Source organism: Limnohabitans sp. 15K, from assembly GCF_002778285.1.
In the GTDB taxonomy this organism is placed as follows: domain Bacteria; phylum Pseudomonadota; class Gammaproteobacteria; order Burkholderiales; family Burkholderiaceae_C; genus Limnohabitans_A.
The window spans coordinates 256,906-279,859 of sequence record NZ_NESM01000002.1; the positions used below are offsets into that span (position 1 = coordinate 256,906).

Annotated in this window: 25 protein-coding genes; 1 reads left to right on the plus strand and 24 read right to left on the minus strand. The window is 54.8% G+C overall.

Going from position 1 to position 22,954, the window contains the following annotated elements; translation table 11 throughout:
• Positions 1–158: 158 nt before the first annotated feature.
• The 5 genes from B9Z40_RS09975 to B9Z40_RS09995 all read right to left on the minus strand — a co-directional run bounded on the left by B9Z40_RS09975 (position 159) and on the right by B9Z40_RS09995 (position 6,207).
• Complete coding sequence (locus tag B9Z40_RS09975) at positions 159–2,129, minus strand: adenylate/guanylate cyclase domain-containing protein (RefSeq protein WP_100173202.1); 1,971 nt, start codon at positions 2,127–2,129, stop codon at positions 159–161.
• Positions 2,130–2,560: 431 nt separating this feature from the next.
• Positions 2,561–2,929, minus strand: coding sequence for a hypothetical protein (locus B9Z40_RS09980; RefSeq protein ID WP_100173203.1), 369 nt, complete (start codon positions 2,927–2,929; stop codon positions 2,561–2,563).
• An 11-nt stretch (positions 2,930–2,940) separates the two neighbouring features.
• Positions 2,941–3,450, minus strand: a complete 510-nt coding sequence (locus B9Z40_RS09985) for a hypothetical protein (protein WP_143473952.1) — start codon at positions 3,448–3,450, stop codon at positions 2,941–2,943.
• 10 nt (positions 3,451–3,460) lie between these two features.
• Positions 3,461–4,519 carry a hypothetical protein gene (locus tag B9Z40_RS09990; protein ID WP_143473953.1) on the minus strand — a complete coding sequence of 353 codons (1,059 nt, stop codon included), beginning with the start codon at positions 4,517–4,519 and terminating at the stop codon, positions 3,461–3,463.
• Between the two features lie 155 nt (positions 4,520–4,674).
• Positions 4,675–6,207, minus strand: a complete 1,533-nt coding sequence (locus B9Z40_RS09995; RefSeq protein WP_100173206.1) for a sigma-54-dependent Fis family transcriptional regulator — start codon at positions 6,205–6,207, stop codon at positions 4,675–4,677.
• Positions 6,208–6,336: 129 nt separating this feature from the next.
• Between B9Z40_RS09995 and B9Z40_RS10000 the strand changes: the two genes are divergently transcribed.
• The gene (locus B9Z40_RS10000; protein WP_100173207.1) at positions 6,337–7,365 is read left to right on the plus strand and encodes a hypothetical protein; all 1,029 of its coding nucleotides are present in this window, start codon (positions 6,337–6,339) and stop codon (positions 7,363–7,365) included.
• A gap of 252 nt (positions 7,366–7,617) precedes the next feature.
• On the opposite strand, the gene B9Z40_RS10005 is transcribed toward B9Z40_RS10000, so the two are convergent.
• The 19 genes from B9Z40_RS10005 to B9Z40_RS10095 all read right to left on the minus strand — a co-directional run bounded on the left by B9Z40_RS10005 (position 7,618) and on the right by B9Z40_RS10095 (position 22,940).
• Positions 7,618–8,073: a lysozyme gene (locus B9Z40_RS10005; RefSeq protein WP_100173208.1), complete on the minus strand. Its 456-nt coding sequence runs from the start codon at positions 8,071–8,073 to the stop codon at positions 7,618–7,620.
• A complete protein-coding gene (locus B9Z40_RS10010; RefSeq protein ID WP_100173209.1) occupies positions 8,070–8,546 on the minus strand; it encodes a hypothetical protein in 477 nt (158 codons plus the stop codon). Before B9Z40_RS10010 ends, B9Z40_RS10005 begins: the two co-directional genes overlap by 4 nt.
• Complete coding sequence (locus B9Z40_RS10015) at positions 8,543–8,842, minus strand: DUF6127 family protein (protein WP_100173446.1); 300 nt, start codon at positions 8,840–8,842, stop codon at positions 8,543–8,545. The genes B9Z40_RS10010 and B9Z40_RS10015 overlap by 4 nt, the downstream gene beginning before the upstream one ends.
• A gap of 75 nt (positions 8,843–8,917) precedes the next feature.
• Positions 8,918–10,285 (minus strand): SPASM domain-containing protein, encoded by a 1,368-nt coding sequence (locus B9Z40_RS10020; protein WP_100173210.1) that lies wholly within the window; start codon positions 10,283–10,285, stop codon positions 8,918–8,920.
• Positions 10,285–10,839, minus strand: a complete 555-nt coding sequence (locus B9Z40_RS10025) for a hypothetical protein (RefSeq protein ID WP_143473954.1) — start codon at positions 10,837–10,839, stop codon at positions 10,285–10,287. Before B9Z40_RS10025 ends, B9Z40_RS10020 begins: the two co-directional genes overlap by 1 nt.
• Positions 10,839–11,630 carry a hypothetical protein gene (locus B9Z40_RS10030; RefSeq protein ID WP_100173212.1) on the minus strand — a complete coding sequence of 264 codons (792 nt, stop codon included), beginning with the start codon at positions 11,628–11,630 and terminating at the stop codon, positions 10,839–10,841. The genes B9Z40_RS10025 and B9Z40_RS10030 overlap by 1 nt, the downstream gene beginning before the upstream one ends.
• An 11-nt stretch (positions 11,631–11,641) precedes the next feature.
• Positions 11,642–12,253, minus strand: coding sequence for a hypothetical protein (locus tag B9Z40_RS10035; protein WP_143473955.1), 612 nt, complete (start codon positions 12,251–12,253; stop codon positions 11,642–11,644).
• A 12-nt stretch (positions 12,254–12,265) separates the two neighbouring features.
• On the minus strand, positions 12,266–12,460 hold the full coding sequence (locus B9Z40_RS10040) for a hypothetical protein (RefSeq protein ID WP_100173214.1): 195 nt from the start codon (positions 12,458–12,460) through the stop codon (positions 12,266–12,268).
• A 2-nt stretch (positions 12,461–12,462) separates the two neighbouring features.
• Entirely contained in the window at positions 12,463–13,908 is a 1,446-nt protein-coding gene (locus B9Z40_RS10045) for a hypothetical protein (protein WP_100173215.1), read from the minus strand.
• 18 nt (positions 13,909–13,926) lie between these two features.
• The gene (locus tag B9Z40_RS10050; protein WP_100173216.1) at positions 13,927–14,115 is read right to left on the minus strand and encodes a hypothetical protein; all 189 of its coding nucleotides are present in this window, start codon (positions 14,113–14,115) and stop codon (positions 13,927–13,929) included.
• Positions 14,116–14,129: 14 nt separating this feature from the next.
• Complete coding sequence (locus B9Z40_RS10055) at positions 14,130–14,468, minus strand: hypothetical protein (protein WP_100173217.1); 339 nt, start codon at positions 14,466–14,468, stop codon at positions 14,130–14,132.
• A 1-nt stretch (position 14,469) separates the two neighbouring features.
• The gene (locus B9Z40_RS10060; protein WP_100173218.1) at positions 14,470–17,439 is read right to left on the minus strand and encodes a phage tail protein; all 2,970 of its coding nucleotides are present in this window, start codon (positions 17,437–17,439) and stop codon (positions 14,470–14,472) included.
• Entirely contained in the window at positions 17,439–17,906 is a 468-nt protein-coding gene (locus B9Z40_RS10065) for a GNAT family N-acetyltransferase (protein WP_143473956.1), read from the minus strand. Before B9Z40_RS10065 ends, B9Z40_RS10060 begins: the two co-directional genes overlap by 1 nt.
• Positions 17,903–18,466 carry a hypothetical protein gene (locus B9Z40_RS10070; protein ID WP_100173220.1) on the minus strand — a complete coding sequence of 188 codons (564 nt, stop codon included), beginning with the start codon at positions 18,464–18,466 and terminating at the stop codon, positions 17,903–17,905. Before B9Z40_RS10070 ends, B9Z40_RS10065 begins: the two co-directional genes overlap by 4 nt.
• Entirely contained in the window at positions 18,466–19,065 is a 600-nt protein-coding gene (locus tag B9Z40_RS10075; protein WP_100173221.1) for a hypothetical protein, read from the minus strand. Before B9Z40_RS10075 ends, B9Z40_RS10070 begins: the two co-directional genes overlap by 1 nt.
• Before the next feature lie 3 nt (positions 19,066–19,068).
• The gene (locus B9Z40_RS10080) at positions 19,069–21,564 is read right to left on the minus strand and encodes a phage tail tape measure C-terminal domain-containing protein (protein WP_100173222.1); all 2,496 of its coding nucleotides are present in this window, start codon (positions 21,562–21,564) and stop codon (positions 19,069–19,071) included.
• Positions 21,565–21,571: 7 nt separating this feature from the next.
• Positions 21,572–21,808, minus strand: coding sequence for a hypothetical protein (locus B9Z40_RS10085; RefSeq protein ID WP_100173223.1), 237 nt, complete (start codon positions 21,806–21,808; stop codon positions 21,572–21,574).
• A 23-nt stretch (positions 21,809–21,831) separates the two neighbouring features.
• Positions 21,832–22,275, minus strand: coding sequence for a hypothetical protein (locus B9Z40_RS10090; protein ID WP_100173224.1), 444 nt, complete (start codon positions 22,273–22,275; stop codon positions 21,832–21,834).
• Between the two features lie 17 nt (positions 22,276–22,292).
• Positions 22,293–22,940: a phage tail tube protein gene (locus B9Z40_RS10095; RefSeq protein ID WP_100173225.1), complete on the minus strand. Its 648-nt coding sequence runs from the start codon at positions 22,938–22,940 to the stop codon at positions 22,293–22,295.
• Between the last annotated feature and the right edge of the window lie 14 nt (positions 22,941–22,954).

Here is a 22,954-nt window from a genome sequence, read left to right on the forward strand (position 1 = left end):
AAATTGTAATTTTTTGTTAAACAAACCAGTTGAAAATCATTAAAATTGACAACCACGAAAAACATCCAAAGATGCTGGATACCCCAAACAAGTCCATGTGAACTTCTACGTGAGGTCAGGTCATCCGCACCTCATGATTAAATTTATCAAAATAAATTTCACTTATTTTGAAATACATATTCCCCACCCCAGTCATGACCTGGCGGGTTGTTGATGTAATCGCCACAACGATCAATGAATATTTTGCAGGCCAGATCATCTTGCCGCAACGTCAGCAGCTTTTGAAATCTAAAGATGGCCCTGTCCCAATCCTTGTTAAGGTAAGACTGCACCGCCTTGCTGAACATCTCAAGGAACTCAGCATCTGAGCCCGTGATATCCCCTTTGCGAGAGACCAGCTCATAGATTGGCACCGGCTCAGTCTTGCCCTTGACAACAACAATGTCTAGCAACCTGTAGACAAACTCGTCTGGCAGCTCATTGAGTACAGACTGACTGATGATGATGGAGGTGGCGTACTCCTTATTAAGCCCCTCCAAACGGCTTGCAAGGTTGACGGCGTCTCCCATTGCCGTGTAACTTAATCGCTGGTCTGAACCAATGTTGCCTACGACCACATCCCCCGTGTTCAGCCCTATGCGGGTCTTGAAAACAGGGCGCCCCTGGTTGGCCCACTCTTTCGACAGCACCTTGAGTCGGTTGTTGCACTCAATGGCCGCCAAACAAGCCTGAGTCGCATGCTGAGGCGTCTCATTGGGGGCACCCCAAAACGCCATGATGGAGTCTCCGATGTACTTATCTACAGTCCCACCGTGCCTCAGAATAATTTCCGTCATCACGGTCAAATACTCAGATATTTGACTTGACAGTTCGTTGGGGGTTAATTTTTCAGAGATGGTTGAAAAGTCAGCGATATCAGAAAAGAAGATCGTGAGTCTGCGTCTTTCTCCCGATGCCTCTATCTCCTCACCGTTGCGGATAAGTTGTTGAACCAACTCCGCAGGAATGTATTTTTTAAATGAACGCAGACCAATCTTCATCGCGTTCATCGCGTCAATGAGTTCTTTGAGCTCCCCCAACTTGGCGGGTATTTTGAGTGTGCCCTCGAGTTCAAAGTTTTTAATTTTTCCCGTTTCGATCACAAGGCCCTTGATTGGCAAGGTGATCATGCGGAACAAAAGGAAAATGATTCCTGAGGAGAGCAGAAATCCTAAAGCGCAAATCAAGATGGCGTTGTTCCTGACCTCGGCGAGGGAATCAAAGTATTGGGTCTTGCCCACATACTTCAACAGCGCGACATAGTCACCCTGGAAGTTTTTGATAGGTATGTAAATTACCTTTGTATTGAGTGCTTTATCAAGCTCAGTCAGAGTGGCCCCGGACTTTGCACTCTTGATGACGTACTCATCGGGCATCAGGTTCTTGAAATACTTCTCTTTGGACTCGCCAACCGAGTCAATCAGCGCCCGGTCGTCCAGCGAACCAGACCCCCTAGAGAGGTTGTAAATTGCCCAGTCACCAGCGTAGTTGTCTAGCAACCTGTTCAGCAAGGCCCCGCCCAATTCAAAGCCAGTCTCCAGTGAACCAATATGCTTCGTCTCCAAGGTTAACGGTATGACCGCGCGGAATCCAAAGCCACTTGTCCCTTGTTGCAAGCCCGAGACCAGTGAGTTGGTCAGGTTTGACTTTGCCAAGTTTGGGCGATTGTCAGCAGAGTCATCAAATCGTTCAGGCGTCTGTGCCCTGTAAAAAAACTTCCAGACAGGTGACTTATCTGGCTTGTAATAGAGCTGCAACTGGCTAAACCCTAACGGCTTTAAGTCAGCCCAGATGCTGTCCATTACTGGCCGGACGGCCTCACGGTCGTACTTCGAAAAAATGTTCAAAAGTGTCGCATTTTTAGCGGTTACCACAGCAACAGCATCAGCAAGCTTTTGAACCTCGTTTAACTTGTCGTACACGCCTGCGATGAGCATTTGATTGGACTGCTCTTCCGACATCAAGATGGATGACGCAGTCTGCTTGTAGAAAATAACTGTCAAAAGAATCAACAGCACCTGTATCAATAGAAACACGAGCACGAACGAATTTTTCAGCTTGAAAATTTTCGCCCATTTAATTAAGTTCATGCCATTCCTTAGATTATTAATAATTTGGGGTTAATTCAAAATCAAAGTGACTGGTCTTTTTAATCGCCAATGCCCAAAATCTGAATCGGATTTTTACAGTAAGTTTAGCTTCGAAAGTATCGTTGCCTGCCTTCGCTAAACGCAACATGCTGAGCCGTATGTGTACTGATTTTGAGCAACTCACTAGAAAGTGAGAGACCTATTGATGTTGATCGTGTCAACAACTTCACTCATGTGAATACCCAAAACAAAACCCCGCACCAGATGGCTCTGATGCGGGGTTTTCTTTACTGGCGGGCTAGAAGATACCAGATCGCAAACCGCCTAAATCCCCCAAGGGCAAGCCGATCAAGCACTTGGGGGCCGGTTGATCATTCTAACTGTTGGGACGTCGCCTTGAAGTTGCCCAACCGGGCTGCAGGTAATACAAGTTACTTGTCTTCAACCTTTAAATTGCCGACGAGTTGAGCGTAGAAATCTGGCATTTCTTGCTCACTGAACTCCCACGCACCACACTCATTTCTGATGGCGTCCCACAACGACCATCCCCCGAAAGCAACAACCGCTTGACCAATAATGCTCATGAATGCCGCGATTGCCTTATCGGCGTCAGGCTCTGCTTTCTCTTCATAAGCAAGCAATACCGCGATAGGCAAACCCTCGCCTACAGCCATCACCTTCCCTAGGTAGCCCTCCGACCCCATTGCACGCATTCTTTCATCGATCGTGTCTGCGATATTTTTTAGGTCTAGCTCGAAGGGCAAGCATTCCAAACTTAGCGAAAAGGCAATAGTTTTCATTCGAATGGCTCTTAAAATTCAAATTTATGGAATTTCCAATTGGCACCAGATGGAATTTCAACTACTTGCGAACCCCCATCAAAAGCGTTTTCAATTGAATAAATGTATCGCTTGATAGCGTCAACATTTGGCTTTGGCCCACCTTGGTAAATATCTGGCATTGGCGGGAAGCTCCTATCAACGCCTTGAGCTTGTTTTCTTTTGAAATTGAACATCTCAAAAAATTTGTGCATCTTGTCCTGCTCACGTTCGTTTGGGAAAACGATTTTCACGTGAGTGGCACTTTCGTGGATGGCCTCAACGCCCTCAAATTCAGAGACTCCGATTTGTGTACCGTTGTTCAGAATCCACTCAATAATTTGCCTGTAGCAGCTCCAAGGAAACAAGTATTCAAGCTGCCAGTCCTTGGACTTTCCATCTTCTGACTTAAGAATAGCTTGGAGCATATACAAGTCTGCTGCAAAGCTGAATTGTGCTGGTTTGCTCATTGAGTTTGGCTGTGGGCGTTGGCTGAAAAACATGATTTTCCTTTCACTCTGCTGAGTAGACATTACGGAAGTAGCCTTGGCTAGACCATCGCCCTGGGCTACCTTTGGGGTCCCAGCAAGTAGTTCTGATCTTTGAGCCAACGAGAGTTTTAGCCTTTTGAGTGATGGCTCCATCAGGATCAAATGTGGACGTCTTCATATGCCGCTGGCTTCCGTCGCCCATCATCAGAACGGTACAAACTGAGCCGCGCACTATTTGATTTTCCTTAATGCTAACAAGCGCATCTGGTTCTGAAAGAGTGGCAACACTCTTTTCGCTTTCTGCAGTTTCAGTCTCAGACTTAAAAGTTGCCTGCTCATTGGCGGCAATCTTTTTCAACAGCAGGATCTGCGCTTCCAGAGCTTTGTTTCTCGCCTCGAGTTCATCCACTGGCAGCTGTGATTCCGTTTGGGCCTCACTCACATCTTTGGGCTCCGTTGAATAGCGCCACGCGGCACATCGCCATGACCTTGTTCGCCAAGAAGCAGGATGCATCCGACGAATGGTTTGCACATTGGGAAAGTGAGCGCGTATCGTTGCCTCAACCAAAGACCGCAACGGAGTATTCACTTCAAAGTCATTGCCCTTGGTGCAGCAGTTCATGACAACGTCATTCGGTCTGAGCAACGCCCGAAGTCTTGAAACAAAATTCTCCTGACCACCTTGTGCCCACACAGCCCGGAAGACTTTGTCGCGGTGCACGGAAGTACTCGTGCCTAGGGAGCATTGATGTTGAATTGCATTGATCAGCACCAATCCAAAACCATCAACGTCTTGAAGGTTGATAACTTCATGCAGAAAATCGCGAATCATGTCTCCGGTAAAGCCCTTGGCTGGACCGATGTCGCCGATGAACTCATCAACGTGCGGCGACTCCAAAACCATGATTAAACAAGGTTGCCCAGTTCGTTCTTGCGCTGCTACCCGCAATGGGAATTGTGGTTTTCCGACGGTGTCTGACAGGAGGCCAAGGTACTGGTCTGGACAGGCTCGCGCATCAATCGAATGTTCAGTCCCCAAGATTGTGTTACCGACAATTTGTTCAAAATTCAGTGCTGCCATTTAGATCTCCTAAGGTTTGTTGCCTTAATAATTGCGAGATCCATGCCAACCGCCCCAGATTCATACACTCTATATAAATCAACCACTTAGGCCATTCGACCTGCGACGAAATGTAAATTTATTTACAATAAAATAAAATTATTTACGATGAAATCTTAATTGGGCGGAAAATCTACGCTCATGCCCAATCGCTTCATCCAATTGGCAAGAGTCTGATGATTTGCAAAGCCAAGCAGTTTTGCGGCGGCGGATTTGCGTTGTCCCGACTGCTGCAGAGCCTGGTTGATGAGGCTCCGCGCCACTTCATCCAACTGCTCTTGCAACTCAAAGCCGTCACTCAATATCTGGAAACGATTTGGCAATGCATTTCGCGCCACGGGAAGCATCGCCGCTTGAATGTCTTGCTCAGTGACATCTGGACCTGCAGACCAAATGACAGCGCGCAACAGCGTGTGATAAAGCTCGCGGACGTTGCCGGGCCATGCGTATGACTGCAAAAGCTTAAGTGCGGCCGGAGTAATAGTCTTATTTTGTGCTTCGGGCCTGCCTGCCGAATCTGCGTTGATGCTTGCCAAAAAATGGTACGTCAGTAATTCTGCATCACCCGTACGTTCCCGTAGCGGCGGCAGCTGAATAATGCCTACAGCTAGCCGGTGAAAAAGATCTTCCCTAAAGCGACCCGCAGCTACGTCGGCTGCTAAGTCACGGTGTGTTGCCGCCAGGATGCGCGTGTTTATTTTGATGGGCTTGGACTGCCCCATTGGGGTAATTTCATGCGACTGCAACGCGCGCAACAAGCGGACTTGAGTATCCAATGGCAAGTCACCCACTTCGTCAAGAAAAAGCGTTCCGCCTGAAGCCTCCAGAAAGTGTCCTTTTCTGTCGGCAGTAGCTCCTGTGAAGGCCCCTTTTTTATGCCCGAACAATTCCGAGTTGGCCAACTCTGGAGCAATGGCGCCGCAGTTGACCGCGACGAACGGCTGCCCCGCCCTTGAACTTGCAGCGTGTATGGCCTCTGCAAACAACTCCTTGCCTGTACCGGTCTCCCCCAGAATCAGGACGGGGACCTCATATGCAGCAATTCGGCGTGCAAGGCCTATTTGGCTGGCAACCACCTGGCTTTGATGAATGATCTTCTCAAACTCTGGTGTTGAGAATTGGGCTGCGTCAGACAGTCGCTGGACCCGCTCACCGCTGCGTTGCAGATATTCTGGAAGGAAGTCGCTGGCCAAATCGAAGAAAAAATCAACAGACTCGACGCCTTTTTCTCTGGAAGTTTGAATCAGCTTTGCTGGGAAACGCGTCTTCGACAGAATGATCCAGATGGCGGCCATTGCTGGTGTGCCAGGACTGACGTGAAAAGTGAGTTCTACGTCATCGCGCGGCAAGCCTGCTTGCTGGAGGTTTGAACTGACTTGGGTGTAGATGTCCCCGTAATCGATGGGACTGCTAAGGTCAACGCTGTAGAGGTCGATTGAGGAAGAGTCGTAACTGGACACGGACTCCAGCCAAGTGCAGTAACTCTTGCTTCGATCAAAGTCGTAGTTTGTCAGCAGATAGACGCGGTCGTAACGGTTTTTATCGCGCAATGCTGTCGCGATTGGGCCAAGGTCAGAGCCGCGCTTGGCCTCAGCGCATTCGTGGTCGGCTGCGCCGATCCATGCGATTAGCCAAGATTTGGGGTTCATCAATCAAATCATATGTCATCCAGGACGCTTACTTCAAGTCAAATGCCATGTTACTTCTCAGTTCGCAATCGTACTGATAAGATGGAATTCGTTGAAAAATTCGATTGACTGTAGATCTCGAAGGTCCCTATGCAGATGAAAAAAAACGAACAATCCAAAGTAACCAGTTTTGGCGACATGAAGAAATTAGTCACGCCATCAACGGTGTTCGACATACACGAATTTGTAATTAACCAAGTTAACGAGTATGACTCTCTGGATGTTGTCGTCCTCTGCAATGAACATGCTAACTGTGACTCTCTTCCGCTTCGCTATGGGATGCATTTCAAGACGGACGAGACAATTAGACTTTCACGCATTAAATTTTCAACAAGAACTCAAAAAGATCCAAATCGAATTGGCCTAGAGGCGTACTTTATTGACTCTAATAATATTGAACAATCGGGTCAGTTTGTCATCGGGACACGCCGGGGCTTTGATAAGCCAGTTCTGATCACAGTTTGGCGTAACGACACCGACACTGAGTTACATCTCTCAGAAGTAATGATTAGCCTCAGAAAAGATGGCTACTTAACCCCAGAGGTACTACTTGATTTGCATCCAATGTACATGCAAGGGAAGATTGCCAAACATGCGGATTTGGTAGTACTGCTAGGAAATACCTTGAGTGAGCAACAAGTACAAAGAATGAGTGAAATCGTGGCCGAAGCCGTCAGCAAGACTGATCAGTTGATTGCTGAACGGGATGCAGCGACCGCCCTTGCACAAGAGAAGGCTCAAGACCTCGAAAAGGAAAAGGGAGATCATGCAATAACGAAAGAACGGGAAAAATTTCTAGAAAAAGAAGTTGAGCGTTACAAGTTAGAAAAACTCTCTGCAAGCCGGGATAACAAGCAAGCAACGCTTTCATCACCAGACACCTTAGTGCAAGTACTTGAGCGACAAATCTATCGTGGATCAAGTTGTACCATTCTTAAAATGGGTGACGGAAGCCAACGTCACATGAAGACATCTACATTTGACCCAACTGGATCAGTTACTGCCCATGCGAAAACACTCATAGGTAAACGTGTTCGTATATCTTGCTGGGACCCAATTAACCAGCCCGGCCGTTGGAGCAATGAAGGTTATTTCAGAAACGTATACGCGACTGAGTAGCCATTAACTACTTGAGCCGAAAGGCTCAGAGAATATCAAGCCAACTGAACCATAAGGATCGACTTGATAACTCTTCGGGATCGAAGCAACCATGCGGCTCCACGAACCCAAAGGAGCCCGCAGCATGCAAGCCCACACTCAAGAACTAATCGACTCAAAGTCCGAGCCAAGTCCCATGGCCATCATTGGTGCCATCCTCGCCCAAGGGGCAATACGATGCCTTGATCGGCAGAAAAGGGAACAACGAGTTGCTCAAAAAAGTAGCGAAACTTCCGCCTCGCGCCTGAGAACCAACCCTGGCAGTACTCTGCCGCCACCGTAAACCCACCGCCGTAACTCCTGCCCCGCACCTGGCCAGTCCCGCTGATTGACACGCCGTCGAAGCGTTGACACCTGCAACCTACCGGCTCCAAGGTTGAACGTGAAATCCACAATGGCTGCAAGCCGTCCCTCTGGCTCAGTGGCCAGCACCGGACAGAATCGCAGTGTGGCTCGCAGTGCATAGGCCATATCGACAGCGAGATAAGCCTCGCCCTCTTCCATTGTGATCGGCCGATGCTTGGAGTCGCAAAGATGGCCGTATCCGATTGTCCAAAACCCTGACGGACAGACATACGGATAAGCGCGGTCAGGGTCTGACTTGGGCACCCGGCAGAACCCCTCGAACCGCTTGGCCAAGTCGATCGCTGCCTGCGGCACTTCGATCATGGCCGAACCTTGTCAAACACGCGCCCCAAAAACCAGAAGTTCAGCACCCCGGCCCAAAGAGCCTGGTCAGCTTCAGTCCATGCGTGCAGAACTGCTGTGCCCCAATCAGCACCTGCAGAAAGTGCCGCCGCAAATGCCGCCGTCTTTGCCGCACAGTACAACGCCATGAACCAGTAAGTGATCACCGGGCGCACCGTGCTCGAGAGCGCATCTGCCCATGCTACCCCGGTCTTTTCACCTTGGGTGCGCACGGCATCGCGCAAGGTTTCGATTGCGCCGGTGTTCCATGCTCCGTCGGCAGCCGCGCCGATCTCGGACATGCGCTGGGCACCGCGCAGTTTCTCGAACTCCAGCGCCTTATCCTGCATAGCCAATTCATGGCCACGCTCGCCTTGGCGGTCGAACCATTTCAGGACCTCTGGAGCCAGGCGGAACGCGCCACCCAGCAAGCCACCCAACAGTGTCTCGATCATTGGGGACCTCCCATCAGCCGTAACTTGATGGCGATGCCGACCAGCAGTGCAGCTAACACTCCGGTGGTCAGCACCTTGACCGTGGTTTGCCAGGCCGTTCGGCGCGCTTCACGCCAGGCATCGATGAGACCCCGCAGGTCACGGATATCGCGTGCAGCGTGCCCGTTTTCAAGGCCAAGGCAGGCCAATGCACGCTCGGCCCCTCGCTCGGCTGCCCGGGTGAGCAACTCATCAAGGTCCTCCGGGCGCAGGTTCAGGATGTCAGCGCTGTGGGTGTTGGTGGATTCTTCTGTCATGGGCATCTCCAAAAAGAAAAAGCCCGCACTGGAGTGAACCAAGCGGGCGATTGATGAAACGATTTATTTGTTGGCTTAGGCTGTTTGCTGCGCTGCAATGATCGGAATCACGCGCCTTACTGGCGGCGACTCCACGGTGCTTTTGGCCAGGCCAAAGATGTCCTTGCGCTCCGGAGGCAGATCGCCATCGATAAAGACCGGCATGCAACCGGTGAGGTACTCAATAGCCGCCGCAAAGAACACCAAGTTGTCCGAATAGGCGGCGTCGCACCCAGCATCCCAAAGCGGCCCTTCCAAGAACATGCACGAGCCCTTGCACATTTGAAGCACTGGGCAAGACGAGCAGCCTTGGCGCTCGCTCCAGTGCGTGGCGCTTTTCATGCGCACGGCGGACAGATCGGAAAGCTGGCCGATCAAATGACTCTGGCCATTCGGAGCCGTCGCTGCGGCGCTCACGTTTTGGCAGGTGACGACATTGCCTTTGAGATCGACAGCCAGGTTGTGGCTGCGGTCCATACCGCACTTTTGTCCCAGCGCAGAGGCTGGGCGCTGGTAGCGAATGGAATCGATGAAGTCTTGGATCTTTTGGTTGGTGAGGTCAAAGCGACTGGCAAGGCCGGTGCGGACTTCACCAAACCCTTGCCTGCGAAACTGTGCGTGCTCAGCGGTGGTCTTGAAGGTGGCGGCCAGGCCACCTTCATCGTAGGGGTCGATGAATGCGCCTTCACCAATCTGAACGTCAACTCCAAAGCGTTCTTGCAGCCAAAGTTGCACCGCCGCCCTGCTGGGGTTTTGGCTGCTGATCATCGCGTTGATGCTGATGCGACCCTGCGGATGGAGGCGCGCGTACAAATCCATGATGGCGGCGCGCTGCTGCGGATCATCCATCGGGTCTACCCCGCGTGCGTGGTATCCCGGCCCATCGTGGGAGAGCCCGACGACGAAGCCTATGCGGTCCAGCCACTCGTTGGTCTCAAGACTGAGCAACGAGCCGTTGGTGATAATAAAGAACTCAGCATTCGGGTACAGCCCTCGCAGGCGCACAGCCAAAGGCTTCAAGGTCTTGATGTACACCAGCGGTTCACCGCCCCAAAATTCAATCCGTTCGGGAGCCTGGCTCAGGCTGGCGGTCAACTGCTGCAGGAAATCCTCCACATCCTCGGGGTTCGTGCTTTCGGCATGGGGAACAAAGCGCTGGCTGCAGTAGTTGCACTCGTAGTTGCAGGACAAACCGAGGCTGATTTTGAGGGTCTTGATCAGGCCTTTTCGGCCTGGCTGGGTGGTGCTCACGACCGTGGCGTCCTGAAACGTCTTGGGCTTGACTTCCATTACCGGGGAGCCAAACCCATCCGCTCCCCAAGTCAGGCTGCTGGTCTGATTGTCGTAATGCAACTCGCGTTCCGTGTTGTCCGGCGCAATGAGCTTGATCTTGAACTGGGCCATCAGAACACCTCCATCTCGAGATGAATCTCGACGCTGGGACGCTCGCCCAGGTAAACATGGCCGAAATGCAGCAAGTGGCTCGGAAACACCAGAAGCAAATCCGGCTGCGGATCGACCATGGTCACGCGCTCTTCACCAGGCAGCGCCTTGCTGCCAAAGGGTCCGATCGGACTTTGCAAAACAAGTGCGCCATCATGCTTGCCGCGCTCATGGTCAGGGTGGGCATCCCCATCGATCCAGTAAATGGCAGAAAGGTGTGCCGACTCCACATGAGGAGGCACAAAGTCGCCTTTGAACTGAACCAACTCCCTTCCAGTTATGGATGCGACATCAATGCCAAAAGCCTTGGCTGTTACCGCTTTGATTCGGGCGAAAACTTCTGCAAATGCTGGGTCCATGAGTTCGAGTGACTCGCGGGTCGAGCGGCTCCAAGGTTTTCTCTTGGAGTTGAGTTCGCCATAGACGGCGAGCGTCTTGTCCTTAAGGACCTGGCGCTCCTCATCCGTCAATCCAAGTTGGGTGCGAAAGACCGGAGTTGGGAAAAGCAGTTGCATCATGCAGCCACCACCGCAATCCGCGCATCCTCTGCGCCTGGAAAATACTTCCAGCCGAACTTCACCCGGATTTCATCTCCAGCAGACATGCCTGCCGCCGAGACGGGAACCGAAGCCAAACCATGAGACGCACGCACGCGTGTAAAAGGCACCAGCCCACTCACAGCTTCCAGGCAGACAACAGCCTCCCGGTCAAGCAGTTGACCAGCTACATCCTCGATGCGCAATTCGATCAAGGCACTGCCGCCTGCTGCAACACTGGCAGGCGCTTGCACATGAATGAACGGAAACGCCATGGTGCGAACAGCGCCGCTGCTGGCCGCATCGCTCCAGACCAACGCGCAGTGCTCATCGACCTGAATGTTGGCATCCGTCGCCTGCGCGTTGAGGTTCACCGTGATGAACAACTCATCGTCACTGGCCGCTGCGAATGGCACGTTGATGCCCACCAACAGATTTCTCTTGAGGCGTTGGGCGTAATCGACCGCTGTCTCGCGATTGGGGAGTGTCTCTGGGTACAGCGCAAAGACAGGAAGAAACGCCCCGGCATGAACAGCCAAAAAGTAGGTCTGGTGATCGCACCAGTCGTAGCGCTTGCGCAGGTCAGCGATGTTGACGACCACCGACTCAAGCAGCGTCAAACCACCTTCACCAGTAGCTGATTCATCGGTCGCAAGCGCAGGAAGATACAAGGAAACGCTCAGGTCGCTGGTGGCGGGGTCGAAACCAAGGTGAACGGTGGGTTGAAACTGGGGATGGATTTGTGCGTTGCGCACTGCAATGATTTTCATGAGCGGAGTCCTTAGCAGCAGCAATCGCAGTTGCAGTTGCAGTTTGTGTTTCGATAAATACGCACCGTGTTGTCAGTCGCGACTTGAACCAGTGCGTTGACAGCTAACGCACCTCCGATGCCGTCACCAACATTTCCGCTGTACTGAAAGGCCGCCACTGCAGTGGGGCGTCCGCTCACCCCTGTCCAGGGCACGCTGCCTGCGCTACCCGCGTAGTTCACTGAGAAGTTCGACGGGTTGTAGACATAGAAGTTGGTGCCGTCGTTGCCTCCCCACAGCCAGGTGGGTTGGCCAGCTTGCCCAGACCAGTTGTAGGTACCAGCACCTGCGGTTGAATTGAGCTGACTTGCCGTTGCCGCGTTGCCACTCACGCTGATGGGCCAGGTTCCCGATGCACCAGTACCGCCGGGTTGTGGAGGCGTAAAGCCAAGGGCAACAATCACCTGCGCATAGGTCGGAGCTGTGGCGTTGATAACACCCAGAGCCGTGCGCGCTGTTGCGGCTGTGCCGTCTGAGCCCAACAAACCCGTGAGGTAGTCGTTCAAAGAATCAAGGGCAGTTTTGAACTGCCCTTGGGTGACTGTTGTGCCAGTGAAACTGGCCTTGGATGGAATAGTCGCCATGAATGCCTCCGGTTATTTCCACATGGGCGCGGAGTCCCCCTGACCCGGCACATAGCCAGGCACAAAGGTGACGATCACGCCGTCTGCGCGTTTGAGATAAATCTTTCCGTCCGCCACGTTGAGCACCAACTCACCCAGCGTGACTTGCGCAGCGGTGGGCACGGCGGCTGCCGTGCTGCTGCGCTTGTGCAGGATGGTGTTGGCCATGGTTAGAACGAGCCTCCGTCAATCGTGGCGCTGGTGGACAAAGCGTCCGTGATGCCAAAGCCAGAAAGGGTTGTGGGTTTGCCGCTGACGCTCGTCCACGCGGGCGTAACAGTGACAGCCGTACCGATTGCTGTGACCCTGCCCTTGGCATCGACCGTGATGGGTGAAACGGCAGTCGCACTGTTGTTGTAAGTGCCCGCAGTCACGCCACTGGCAGCCAAAGTCAGCGCCATGGAAGTTGTGCCTGAGCCAGTGACATCGCCCGAAACGGTGATGTTCTGGTTGGCTGTGATGTAGCCTGGGTTGGTTCCCGCAGTGACCCGTCCGGTAACGTCCACCGTCATGCTTGAGTAAGTGCCAGCCGTGACGCCCGAGGCGGTGATCGACAGGGTATTGCCGGACTTGGTCAAGCCAGTACCCGCAGTGAGTTGGCCCAGACCGTTGAATTGCTGGAAGGTCAGCGCGGTGGTGCCAAGGGTGATCGCCCCATTGGTCGCAAGCACCCAACCCGAGTCAGCGTAACTGGTGCCTTCCTCAACAAAGACATAAAGGCCAGAGGTCAGTTCGCCGCCCGGAGAGTTGTCAGCATCTGCCGATCGAGCCCATGCACCCGCCGCTGCAATATACAAACCGTTTTGCGCACCAGCGGTTTGGTCTTTTACCAAGACACGGTCACCTGCCACCAGTACTACACCGTCAATGGTCTGAATACCAGACAAGGTGATGTTGGCCGTCGTGGTCGCGCGAACCGAGGCTTTGAAATCAAGGCCAGTGATGGCGTTGTCTACGTATTGCTTCGTCGCAGCGTGCAGCGCATTGGTGGGGTCCGCAGCCAGTGTCAATGCACCGGTAAGCGTGCCACCTGCAAGCGCCAAGGCATCGGTGATGCCGTAGCCGGACAGTGTGGTGGGTTTGCCAGTCACGCTTGACCAAGCCGGTGTCAGAGTGACCGCTGCACCTGTCGCTGTGATCCGCCCCTTCGCATCCACAGTGAAAGGTGTAATGGCTGTGGTGCCGTTGTTGTAGGTACCCGCAGTGACACCGCTGCTGGTCAGAGTCAGCGCAATCGCTGTTGTGCCTGAACCCGTAGCATCACCAGACACCGTGATGTTCTGGTTGGCAGTGAGATAACCCGGATTTGAGCCGCCAGTCACGCGTCCCTTGGCATCCACCGTGACGTTGGAGTAACTGCCAGCAGTGACACCACTGGCCGCCAGTGCCAGCACCACGCCACCCGACAGCGTGCCGGTGCCAGTTGCATCTCCACTGACTGCGAAGCTGTCAGCTTTCTTAGCAAAGACACCCGAGCCAGCGGCGGCGGTGACAACACTTCCGGACTCGCCGATGAACAGAGTCTTGCTGACTTCGGACCAAGCCAGTTCACCCACTGCCAGCGTGGGCGGCGTAGCGGTGGTGGCGGATCGTTTGATTTGAATGAGGTTGGGCATAAGGTTCTCCGTTGGAATTTAGAAATAGCCCGCGTCCAGGGCCAAGGCAGTGACATCAGGCAAGGGGCCGGGCGGACCGACCGCACCCTGATCGCCCTTTGGACCTTGAGGTCCGGGAACGGTGAGCGTGACTTCAACCGAAGTGCTGTCCCATTGCGGCTCCAGGCTTAGGCTGACTTCGGTGGTGGTGGTGATCGTTGTGCTCATTGACCGGCCTCCATTTACTGGCTCACATCGGGCACCACTGGCACGATGAATGTTTCAGTCGATCGCACCATCCCGCCGTCATGCACTTCGACATCGCAGTACAGATTGGCGGGTGCCGGGAATGTGGCCGACTGCGCCGGATCAACAAGCGAAAGGTAAAAACGGCCAGGGTTCACGGTCTGGTCAGGGTCAATCGCCGCCGACAGATTGGCAACCAAGCCTCCAACGCTGGTGCGCAATTGGGATCGAATGGTTTGGTTGGTCAATTGACTCGCCACACCGTTGATGCGGTAAACGCCAGACAAAGCGAAGGTATCGCCCCGCTTGAACGGGGGCGTTGTTTGTGAAGTCATCTCAATATCCTTGGACGTAGGCGTCCACCGTCCCAGCGGTTGCAGCGCCACTGGCGTTGAAACACTGGATCAGGGGACCTGAAGTTGATTTATCGACCACGCGGGCCGTGGTGGCAGAGCCACCGTCAGAATGCAAAGTAAGACTCACGATCACCACGTTTCGCCAGCCGGTGCCAATCGACAAACGCGAACCGCTCGTTGCAATCTGTACATCCGGCAGGCGAATCGTTTTATCCGGCACATCGATTTGCGCAACCACCGAGCCAATGAGGCCTTGCAAATTGCTCTGATCTACATCGATGCGGAACTGGTAGGTCGTTCCTGCGTCAGCCCAAGCCCGACCCGGAAATGGCACGTAGGCCACGTCCGATGACTTCTTCCAAGTGATCTTCCAGGCATAGCCACTGACGGTGGCAGCGATGGTGAGGCTACCGCTCTCGGTAAACGTGACGCTGCCAGTCCAGAAAATGGCCTGGTACTGGGGCACCAGAAACACGGCTGTGGTGTTGGTCCACAACTGCGCCGTGTCGTTGCTCCACATGCGCGATGAATCGGGTGCCACCACCGGCGTCGTATTGAGCGTGTAGCTTGCAAATACGTTCTCCACCGGCGCATCACCTAAGTTGCAAGCAATGGCTGTGACGTTCAGGCTCTCATTGCCGGTGGTATCGACCGCTTTGATCAGGATCTGACCAGCACCATAAGGAATGGTCACCAAATCCCATGGGGAGACAGCCAGCAGGCCGGTATGCAATTCCAGCGCGTCCGACCAGGAGCGACTGCCACCCGGCTGCCAGCGCACCCGATAACCGGCAAGATCGATATCTGAGACCGGCCCCCAAGTCAGGCGCTCGCCGTCCAGGCGTAGCCATGGAACATCTGACGGTGGCGCAGTCTTGCCCACTACCTGCACGGTTCCCTGGCTCCAGGCTCCGCGCACGCCGATCGAGTTGATCGCACGAATGCGCACGTTGTAACTGGCACTGTCTTGCACGGGCGACACCCAGGCCACGCCCAACTCGGCAGCCACGATATCCACCGGTGACCATCCCAGATCGGTTGTCGCTTTGGATTGAACTTCAACCTGCCCCTTTTGGGCGTAGACCTCGGTAGGTGCCGTCCAGCCCACGCGAATGCGGGAAATGACAGAGCCATCAGCCAGTCGCAGTAATTCAGATGTGCCAGAGGCCAGGGTGAGACCCGACACCGCAGGCACGCTGAACGGATCTGGCAAATTGGACTGAGCGATGACGGCGGCAGGCGACAGGACCGCTTGCGTGTAAACACTGGCGCTGTATTCACGGGCAACGACATAGACCTCGTCGTTGTCCTTGATCTCGATCTGCATGATCCGGAACAACTTGGCGGACCAACCCGGCGTTGAATGCGTGATCGGCACGACATCACCGACTTCGCAGCGCAAACCTTCCTGAAAAGCGGAGAACTTCACGACCAAACCGTAGCGGCTCTGATTCAGCGTCAATTGACCGATGTTTTGCGCGCGGTAGCTATTGGCCGTGAACGGCAAATCAATCTTGGCCTCCAGAATGAGGCCGTTATCGGTAGCACGCAAAGCTGTGGACTCGACCATCGCCAGATCAGGCTGCCACTTCTTGGCTGGGTTGTAGAACCCTGCGGTGACCCGGTTGTACTTGGCGCGTTTACCGGCCTGGCTGATGACCCAGGAGCCGGTAATGTTGCTCTCGGTGAACCCAAAGCTCGAGGCTGTGGTGGCAACGTCAAGCACCAACCGGTACTTGCCGCCGCTAAACACCAGCATGCCACGGCACGCGGTAAGCAGTGCGCGCACGTTGTCATATGCAGTCTGGTTGGTGTCGATCGTGCCATCGCATGCGTAAGCCGCATAGTTCACCTGGGCGAGCGTGTGCTGGCCAGAGCCTGCTGAAGTCAGATCGATAGCGGTCCCAGCAAAGGCATTGGCCATCGTGGTGGCCAGTTGGTAGCTGGTGTCAGTGACCTTGATTGCGTAATAAGTCGTTCCCGCCACCAACGGACTGGGCACGGTGGTTGTGCTGCTCACCTTGACGCCATCCCCTGTGTCGATAGGTATCGGCTGGGCGAAAGTCAGCGCTTCGGTTGTGGTGCTGACAGTAAAGATGTCAGAGAAACTTGGAGCCGTGATCCGAATATCGCAGGCGTTCGCAGCTGCTGCAATGCTCGTGTCATCGATTGCGCTGGACGCAATACCGCGACCGTAAATGGCGTTGCTCAGGTAGTCCCGGATGACGAGTGCCGGATTGTTGGAGTACCGGGTCTGGCCGTCTCGTGGGTCGAACAAAGTCCTACCACGCACATCGGCGGTGATCGTGGGCAGGCCGGAGAATGCGTTGCGGTCGTATTTGAGCTTGACGTACAGGTAGGCGCAGTTGGAAAGTTTGCAGGCGCTGGTCCACTTGGGCACATCAGCGGTTAGTGCTGCATCGGCTGCTTCACCGGGTGTACCCAGATGCTTGGTGACAGTGAGCAGCCCCGTGAACTTGGCGTCCGTAGAAAGCACATCGTCCAGATACACGTTGTCGATCGCTGTCACTGGCCCTTCTGAGAGAACCAGCACCAGATGCAGGTATTCGTTGCTGCTTCCGGAGACCTCAATGAACACCCGCGTGCCACCCACCCGTCGGCGACCGTAGATCACTGGGATGGGGTCGACATTGCTCTGGGAGTTGATCAGGATGCCTTGCGCCTGGGCCGAGGACAGCGCGGACTGGGCGCTTGATGGCGAGTTCGAACCGATCAGTGACTGCACCGCCAGGTTGGCAACACCCCCGGCGACCAGGCCTGTAGCACCGCCGATGAAACTGGCGGTGGCAAGCGATGCGCCAAGAACGTCAGCCGCTGCAGCCGTAATGCCAGACTCAATGACCATGCCAAGTACGGCATCGGCCACCACCGCACCAACGGCCTCAGACACCACCGATCCAACGATGGCTCCAATGACGATGCCTGCCATTACGCGACTTCCCTGCGGCGAACTACCTTGGCGTACATGCGTTCAACGTCCTGGTAGCCCAGGTGTTCGAGCAGGCGACCGAAGTCTTTGGTCTGTTTGACGTGGTAATAAATCTTTTGCACGCCCTGGGCTTTGAGGCCCATCTCGGCAAAGCGCAGCAGCTTCAGAACGACACGCCCGGCCCGTACCTCGGGCACGGCATACACGGCGCTGTTGGCGGCGACCAGTGCGTCCTGGTAATGGATGTGGGTCTGCACGATGAATGCGGCGTAGCCCACAATCACACCATTGCGTTTGGCGATGAAGGTGGCAAGTTTCCCGGCTGCATCGAGTTCGCCGTAGCGAGCCCAGTCGACGTTCAGACGATCGAGATCCTTCTGGCCGACTTCCTCGTACTCGCGTTCGGCCAATGTTTGAAGTTCTCTCGTAGCCATGCCGATGGGGATGCGCGCATACGTGTAGCTCAAAGAGACCCCCACTTGATTTCACGGTTGATATTGGTCACGAACTGAAATCCCCGGTCGCCCGGAAACCAGATCTGTTCTTCCGGGTCGTTGGTGTGTCTGCCCGGCGTGCGTTGGAAATCCACCCATTGCGAGCTGGCAGTCACGGCGATCGTGCAGGTGCCGTTGTTCGGGTCGTCGGAAATTTCCATGCTGTCAATCCGACCATCGAACACCAGCAAGGGGTTGCTGATGATGGCCAGGCGGTAATCCAGAAAACCCTTGTAGATGGCGATGCGCCGGTCGATATAAGGCTTGGACAGTGCAATCGAAATCCAGGTCTGGTCCACTGCCGAGACTTGCACCGTGACATTGGGGATGCTCATGTCACTGGTCTCTGACAGACCGGAGAACCCGAGAAAGTGACCGTTGGCCGTATAGGTATTGGTGCTCCACAGCACGTTGATCCAGGCGTCCGTCATACGGATGGTGCCGTCGTCAAACCAGGCCTCAACCAAATAGACAGGCTGGTTGCTTGACTTGAGGATCTCGGCGATGAATTCTGAACTTGCGCCGCGATCCATTAAAAGGCCTCCACCAACTGCAAGCTGAAGTTGTAAATCGACCCAGGAGCCACTGCAGACTCCATGGTGTCTGCGCCCAAAGCCAGCGTGAACGGCACGTTGCGCACGGTAATCACTGCGCCGTCGGCAGGCACCGCCAGCAAGGCTGGCTCAATCGCAACGGTAGCCAGGCCAAAGGCATCGGCATTCACATCAGCGGTGACCATATAGACCTTGGTCTGGCCTGTGATGCCAAGGAAGTCACCCGCTTTAAGGGCACCAGTAAGTCCTGCCGTCCAGCCACGCGTCGACAGACTTCTGCCTTGTTGGTTAGCACCGTTGATCTGCGGCGTGCCAGTGGCCACGCCTTGAGGCAGTTTGTGCGCAGGCAGCACAGCGGTGAAGCTGTCCCACTGGCCGCGTTGGGCGACAACAAAGGCCTGAATCGGTGCGAATTGCGCACGGGTCAAACCCACCCAGTCGGCAGTGATCACCCAACGCTGAGCGCCGTTGGTACGAACACTGCGGCGCAGGTTGTGCGAGATCGACACGCGTGTGGGCTGATAAGACTGAATCTTGATGGCGCTGGGCGCTGGGGTCAGGGGAAAGGTGCCGCTCATGACTTATCCCGTGATCCCATAGCGTCCGCGCATGTTGAGCGCCTGGTTCACGATGCCCACCACCACGGCCTTGTTTTGCACCATCGCAGACTGGAAACTTCGTGCATCCATGGCTCGAACCGAGAAATTGATGTTGATTGGCGCTTGGGCTGTGGCCGTGCTGCTGTCACTGCCGACTGGGGTGCTGGGTGACTTCCCGTTGGGAACGATTGTTCCTGCGCCATTGGGCACAAACCACTCCGGGCCTTGCTCGCCCACGATGTAGGGCTGACCACCTGCGACCGGGCCGCCATCAGCCTTGAACAGGCCCGACAGAAAGTTCCCGGCACTGCTGAACATTCCTGAGAGCGACATGCCGCTGGTCGCTTGCGCCAGTGGTTTCATGATGCTGTTTTGAATCTGGATGCGAATCAGGTCCGCGATGATGGAGTTGGCCAGGCTCTTGAAGTCGAGCTTGCCGGTCTGCACAAAGCTCACCAGCGCGTCTTCCATGCCCTTAAACGCATTCGTAAAAAGGCGCTCGGACTGAGCAGCCGCGTTGGTGACGGTGTCGATGTAGTTGTTGAGTGCCTTGGTAACGCCCATCTCCCACGAGCGCTCAGCATCCCATCGGGCTTCAATCGCTTTGACCATGACTGCCGTGGATTTGACGGCCTCATAGCGCAGGCGCTGCTGGGTGTCTGCTGTTAATTTAGTGCCGCTTTGCTCGGCATCCCAGATTTGCTGCTCGACCGCGAGAAAGTTCTTGCGCTTGACGTTGGCAATTTCCTGCGCTTGGGCGTTCATTCCAATCAGATCGGTCTGAAAGATGTACTGCTCGTTGGCTTGCTCCAGGCTGTGCGTAAAGGCATTGATGCGCTTGGTCTCATCGAACTTTTGTTGGGCATCGAAACGCTCATTAACGGCCTGCACCAGGGCGGCTGTTGACTTGGTAGCCTCAGCGCGCAATCTCTGCTGGGCCTCTGAAGACAGCTTGGAGCCGTTCTTTTCTGCATCCCAGATTTGCTGTTCAACAGCCAGAAAGTTCTTGCGGCCCTCAGTAGCAAGCGCTTGGTCGCGGGCGTTCAGTCCAATCAGGGTGTTTTGAAACTCATACTGCTGGTTGGCAACATCCAGGCTGTGGGCGAAAGCATCAATACGTTTGCCCTCATCAATCGACTGGATGCTCGACACCGTGGCCGTCACCTTGGCCATGTCACCCAGACGGCCTTCCTTGACCGCCAGCAGGCGGCCTTTTTCGATCATCGCCTCGTACTTGCCCAGTTTGTCTTTGATGGCTTCGACATTGAGCGAGTCCAGATACGAATCAAACGGGCTGGTTTTGTCAGGCCGCTGGTCTGGAATGGCAAACGAGCGCTTGGCTGACTCGACGGGCTTTTTCAGCCCCGCATCACGCTGGGCAAACTGCTCGTCGAGTTTGGTGAGAAACAGCGGCGCGGTCCAAATCTTGACCATGTCCTCATTGAAGGACTCGGCGTGGCTCTTGAGGTCTGAGGTCAGCGTTTCAAAACGGCGCTTGACCGGATCGAGTGACTTCTCACTGATCATTTCTGCGCCAATGCCGTCCATGAAAGCCAGGACCGAAACGATGTCCGCCCCGGTGGCTGCAATTGCGTTACCGGCAATGCGAACAATCCGAACGCAAGCGTCGAAGATGTCGATGAAGGCAGCCACTGCGCGCAAGCCTTCACGCGCCCAGGTCTCAATCACGTTGTCCTGCTTGAGTTGCTTGGCGGTGTCGTTAAGGCGCTCGGTCATGCTGCCTGAAGCCAACAAGGCATCGGTGAAGTCACGCATCACCGGAAGCAAGGCCGAGGCAATGGTGTTGTAGAGCGACTTCTTTCTGCCCTCCAGGCGCACGAGGTTCTTCTCGTACATGTCTGCTTCGGCTGCCATCTCGGACGTGACCTTGGCGTTGAGTTCGCCGATCTCAGCCAAGTCTTGCATGAACGGAAGCAGTTCTGCGCCGCGTTTGCCCAGCAGCATCTGGGCTGTGGCCACCGCCTGGGTGCTGCTGTCCATGGAGTCGAGCTTTTTGGCCAGATCCAGCATGACTTCACCCGAGTCGCGCAACTTGCCAGAAGAATCGGTGACCTCAACGCCAAGCGATTTGAATAAGTCGGACTGCTTTTGACTGCCGCCTGCTGCCTCGAACATGGCTTTGGAGAGCTTTTGCAGCCCGCCACCAACCTCTTCCAAGCTGGTTCCCGAGAGTTTGGCTGCCGACTTCAAGCCTGAGAGGGCTTCAACCGTCGCGCCGGTCTTCTTAGCCATCTGGTCGAGTTCACCCGCCGACGCAATCGCCCCCTTGATGCCGTCGGCAAAGGCATCAAAGGTGTATGCCGCCGCCATGGCCATCACTGCGCCCTTGACCGCCTTCATGGCGGTTTCCGACACATTGCCGATGGTGTCCATGGCTTTTTTGGCCATGAACTCGGCCTTATTCAGGTCGGATTCAAAGCGAGCGACATTGACCACGAGACTGGCGAGGGTTGCCATGGGAGATTTATTCCTTTTTGCCCAAGAGGGCTGAGATCAAACGGCTGTGCGCCTCCGCATCGGGCGGGGCATCGGCATCCTTGGTGGTGGCAGGCTCTGCAGTTCGCAGTCCCGGCATAAAGTCATCGGCCTGATACGCGTCCTGACCTTCTCGGCGGTGGACGTTGGCCAGCGTGGCGCAGACCTGACCGAAGCCAAAGTCGGCCCGCATGTCCGGCAAGCCTTCCAGAGAGGCAAACGCCATCCACTCCGCAACCTGCTGTGAACTCAGGCTTGCGAGGAGATGGTCAGGGTGTTGGAATCCAAGGGCAAGGCAGAGTCGGAAGTAGAAACGGCGCTCGGGACGCCGCTGGAGTTTTTTGTGAGTTCCTCCACATCTGCGCCGGACAAGCCATTGAGCTTTTGCGCAATGGCAAAGACCCGGTCCAGTGCCGCGCCAGATTTGGCACCGAGCAGATCAACTTCATCGTCGGTGAACAGACGCTGGCCACCTTCATCAATCACAGTCAGCCCAACCAGACGCGCACGCATATTGGTGAGATCAACCTTACGGTCCTTGCCCTCGCCACGGACCATGCTGGCCTCAAAGGCATCACGCTCGCGACCGGTGAAGCTGCGAACACGCACGGAACCACCCCATTCGGGGACATCGACGTCCTCTGTTTGAAGGTCGTTGGCGCAAAGGATGGCGGTTTTGGAAAGAAGTGTCATAGGAGTCCTTGGAAAAATTAAGCCCAGGTGATCGAGCCGGAAATGCGCAGTTCAGCTGAGCGCCGGATCGCCTGATCCACCGCGCCTTGGCTGTTGAATTTCTTCACGTAGGCGGTGAAGGTTGCGGTGTTGCCGTTGGGCAGAAGTAACTTGAAGCTCTTGGCCACGCCGGTCACCAGGGCAGTCATCAGGGCCAGTTGGCCTGCATCGCTGTTGTCCTGATCGACCTCGATGGCAAAGGCACCCGGATCAAAGAGACCAAGAATGAATTCCTTTGCCGTCGAGTCAAAGTTGGTTCGCTCAATCTCGGAGGCTGAGCCGTCAAAGCCGCTGTAGCTCTTGACGTTGGAAATCTTGGTCCACTGCACAGGGGTTGCAGTGCCGCCGCTGGTGTAGGTCGTATAACCAGTCGCGTCCAGTCCAGCGAGGGTGACGATCTTGGTCGTAGGTTCGATGTACTGAACAACGAAGCTGTTGCCGTTAAGCTGCGTGGTGCCAACTACGCCAGCGATAGTGATCACATCGCCCTTGTTCAATGCGGTGACTGCTGAGAGCGTGACCCGGCAAGGGTTGGTGAGCGAGACGGCAGTGATGGTGAGCGCCGACCCGGTGGTTGTGCCGATACTGACGGTGGAGCCTTGGGCTGAGATGGCGGTGCTTGGCATAGAGTTCTCCTAAA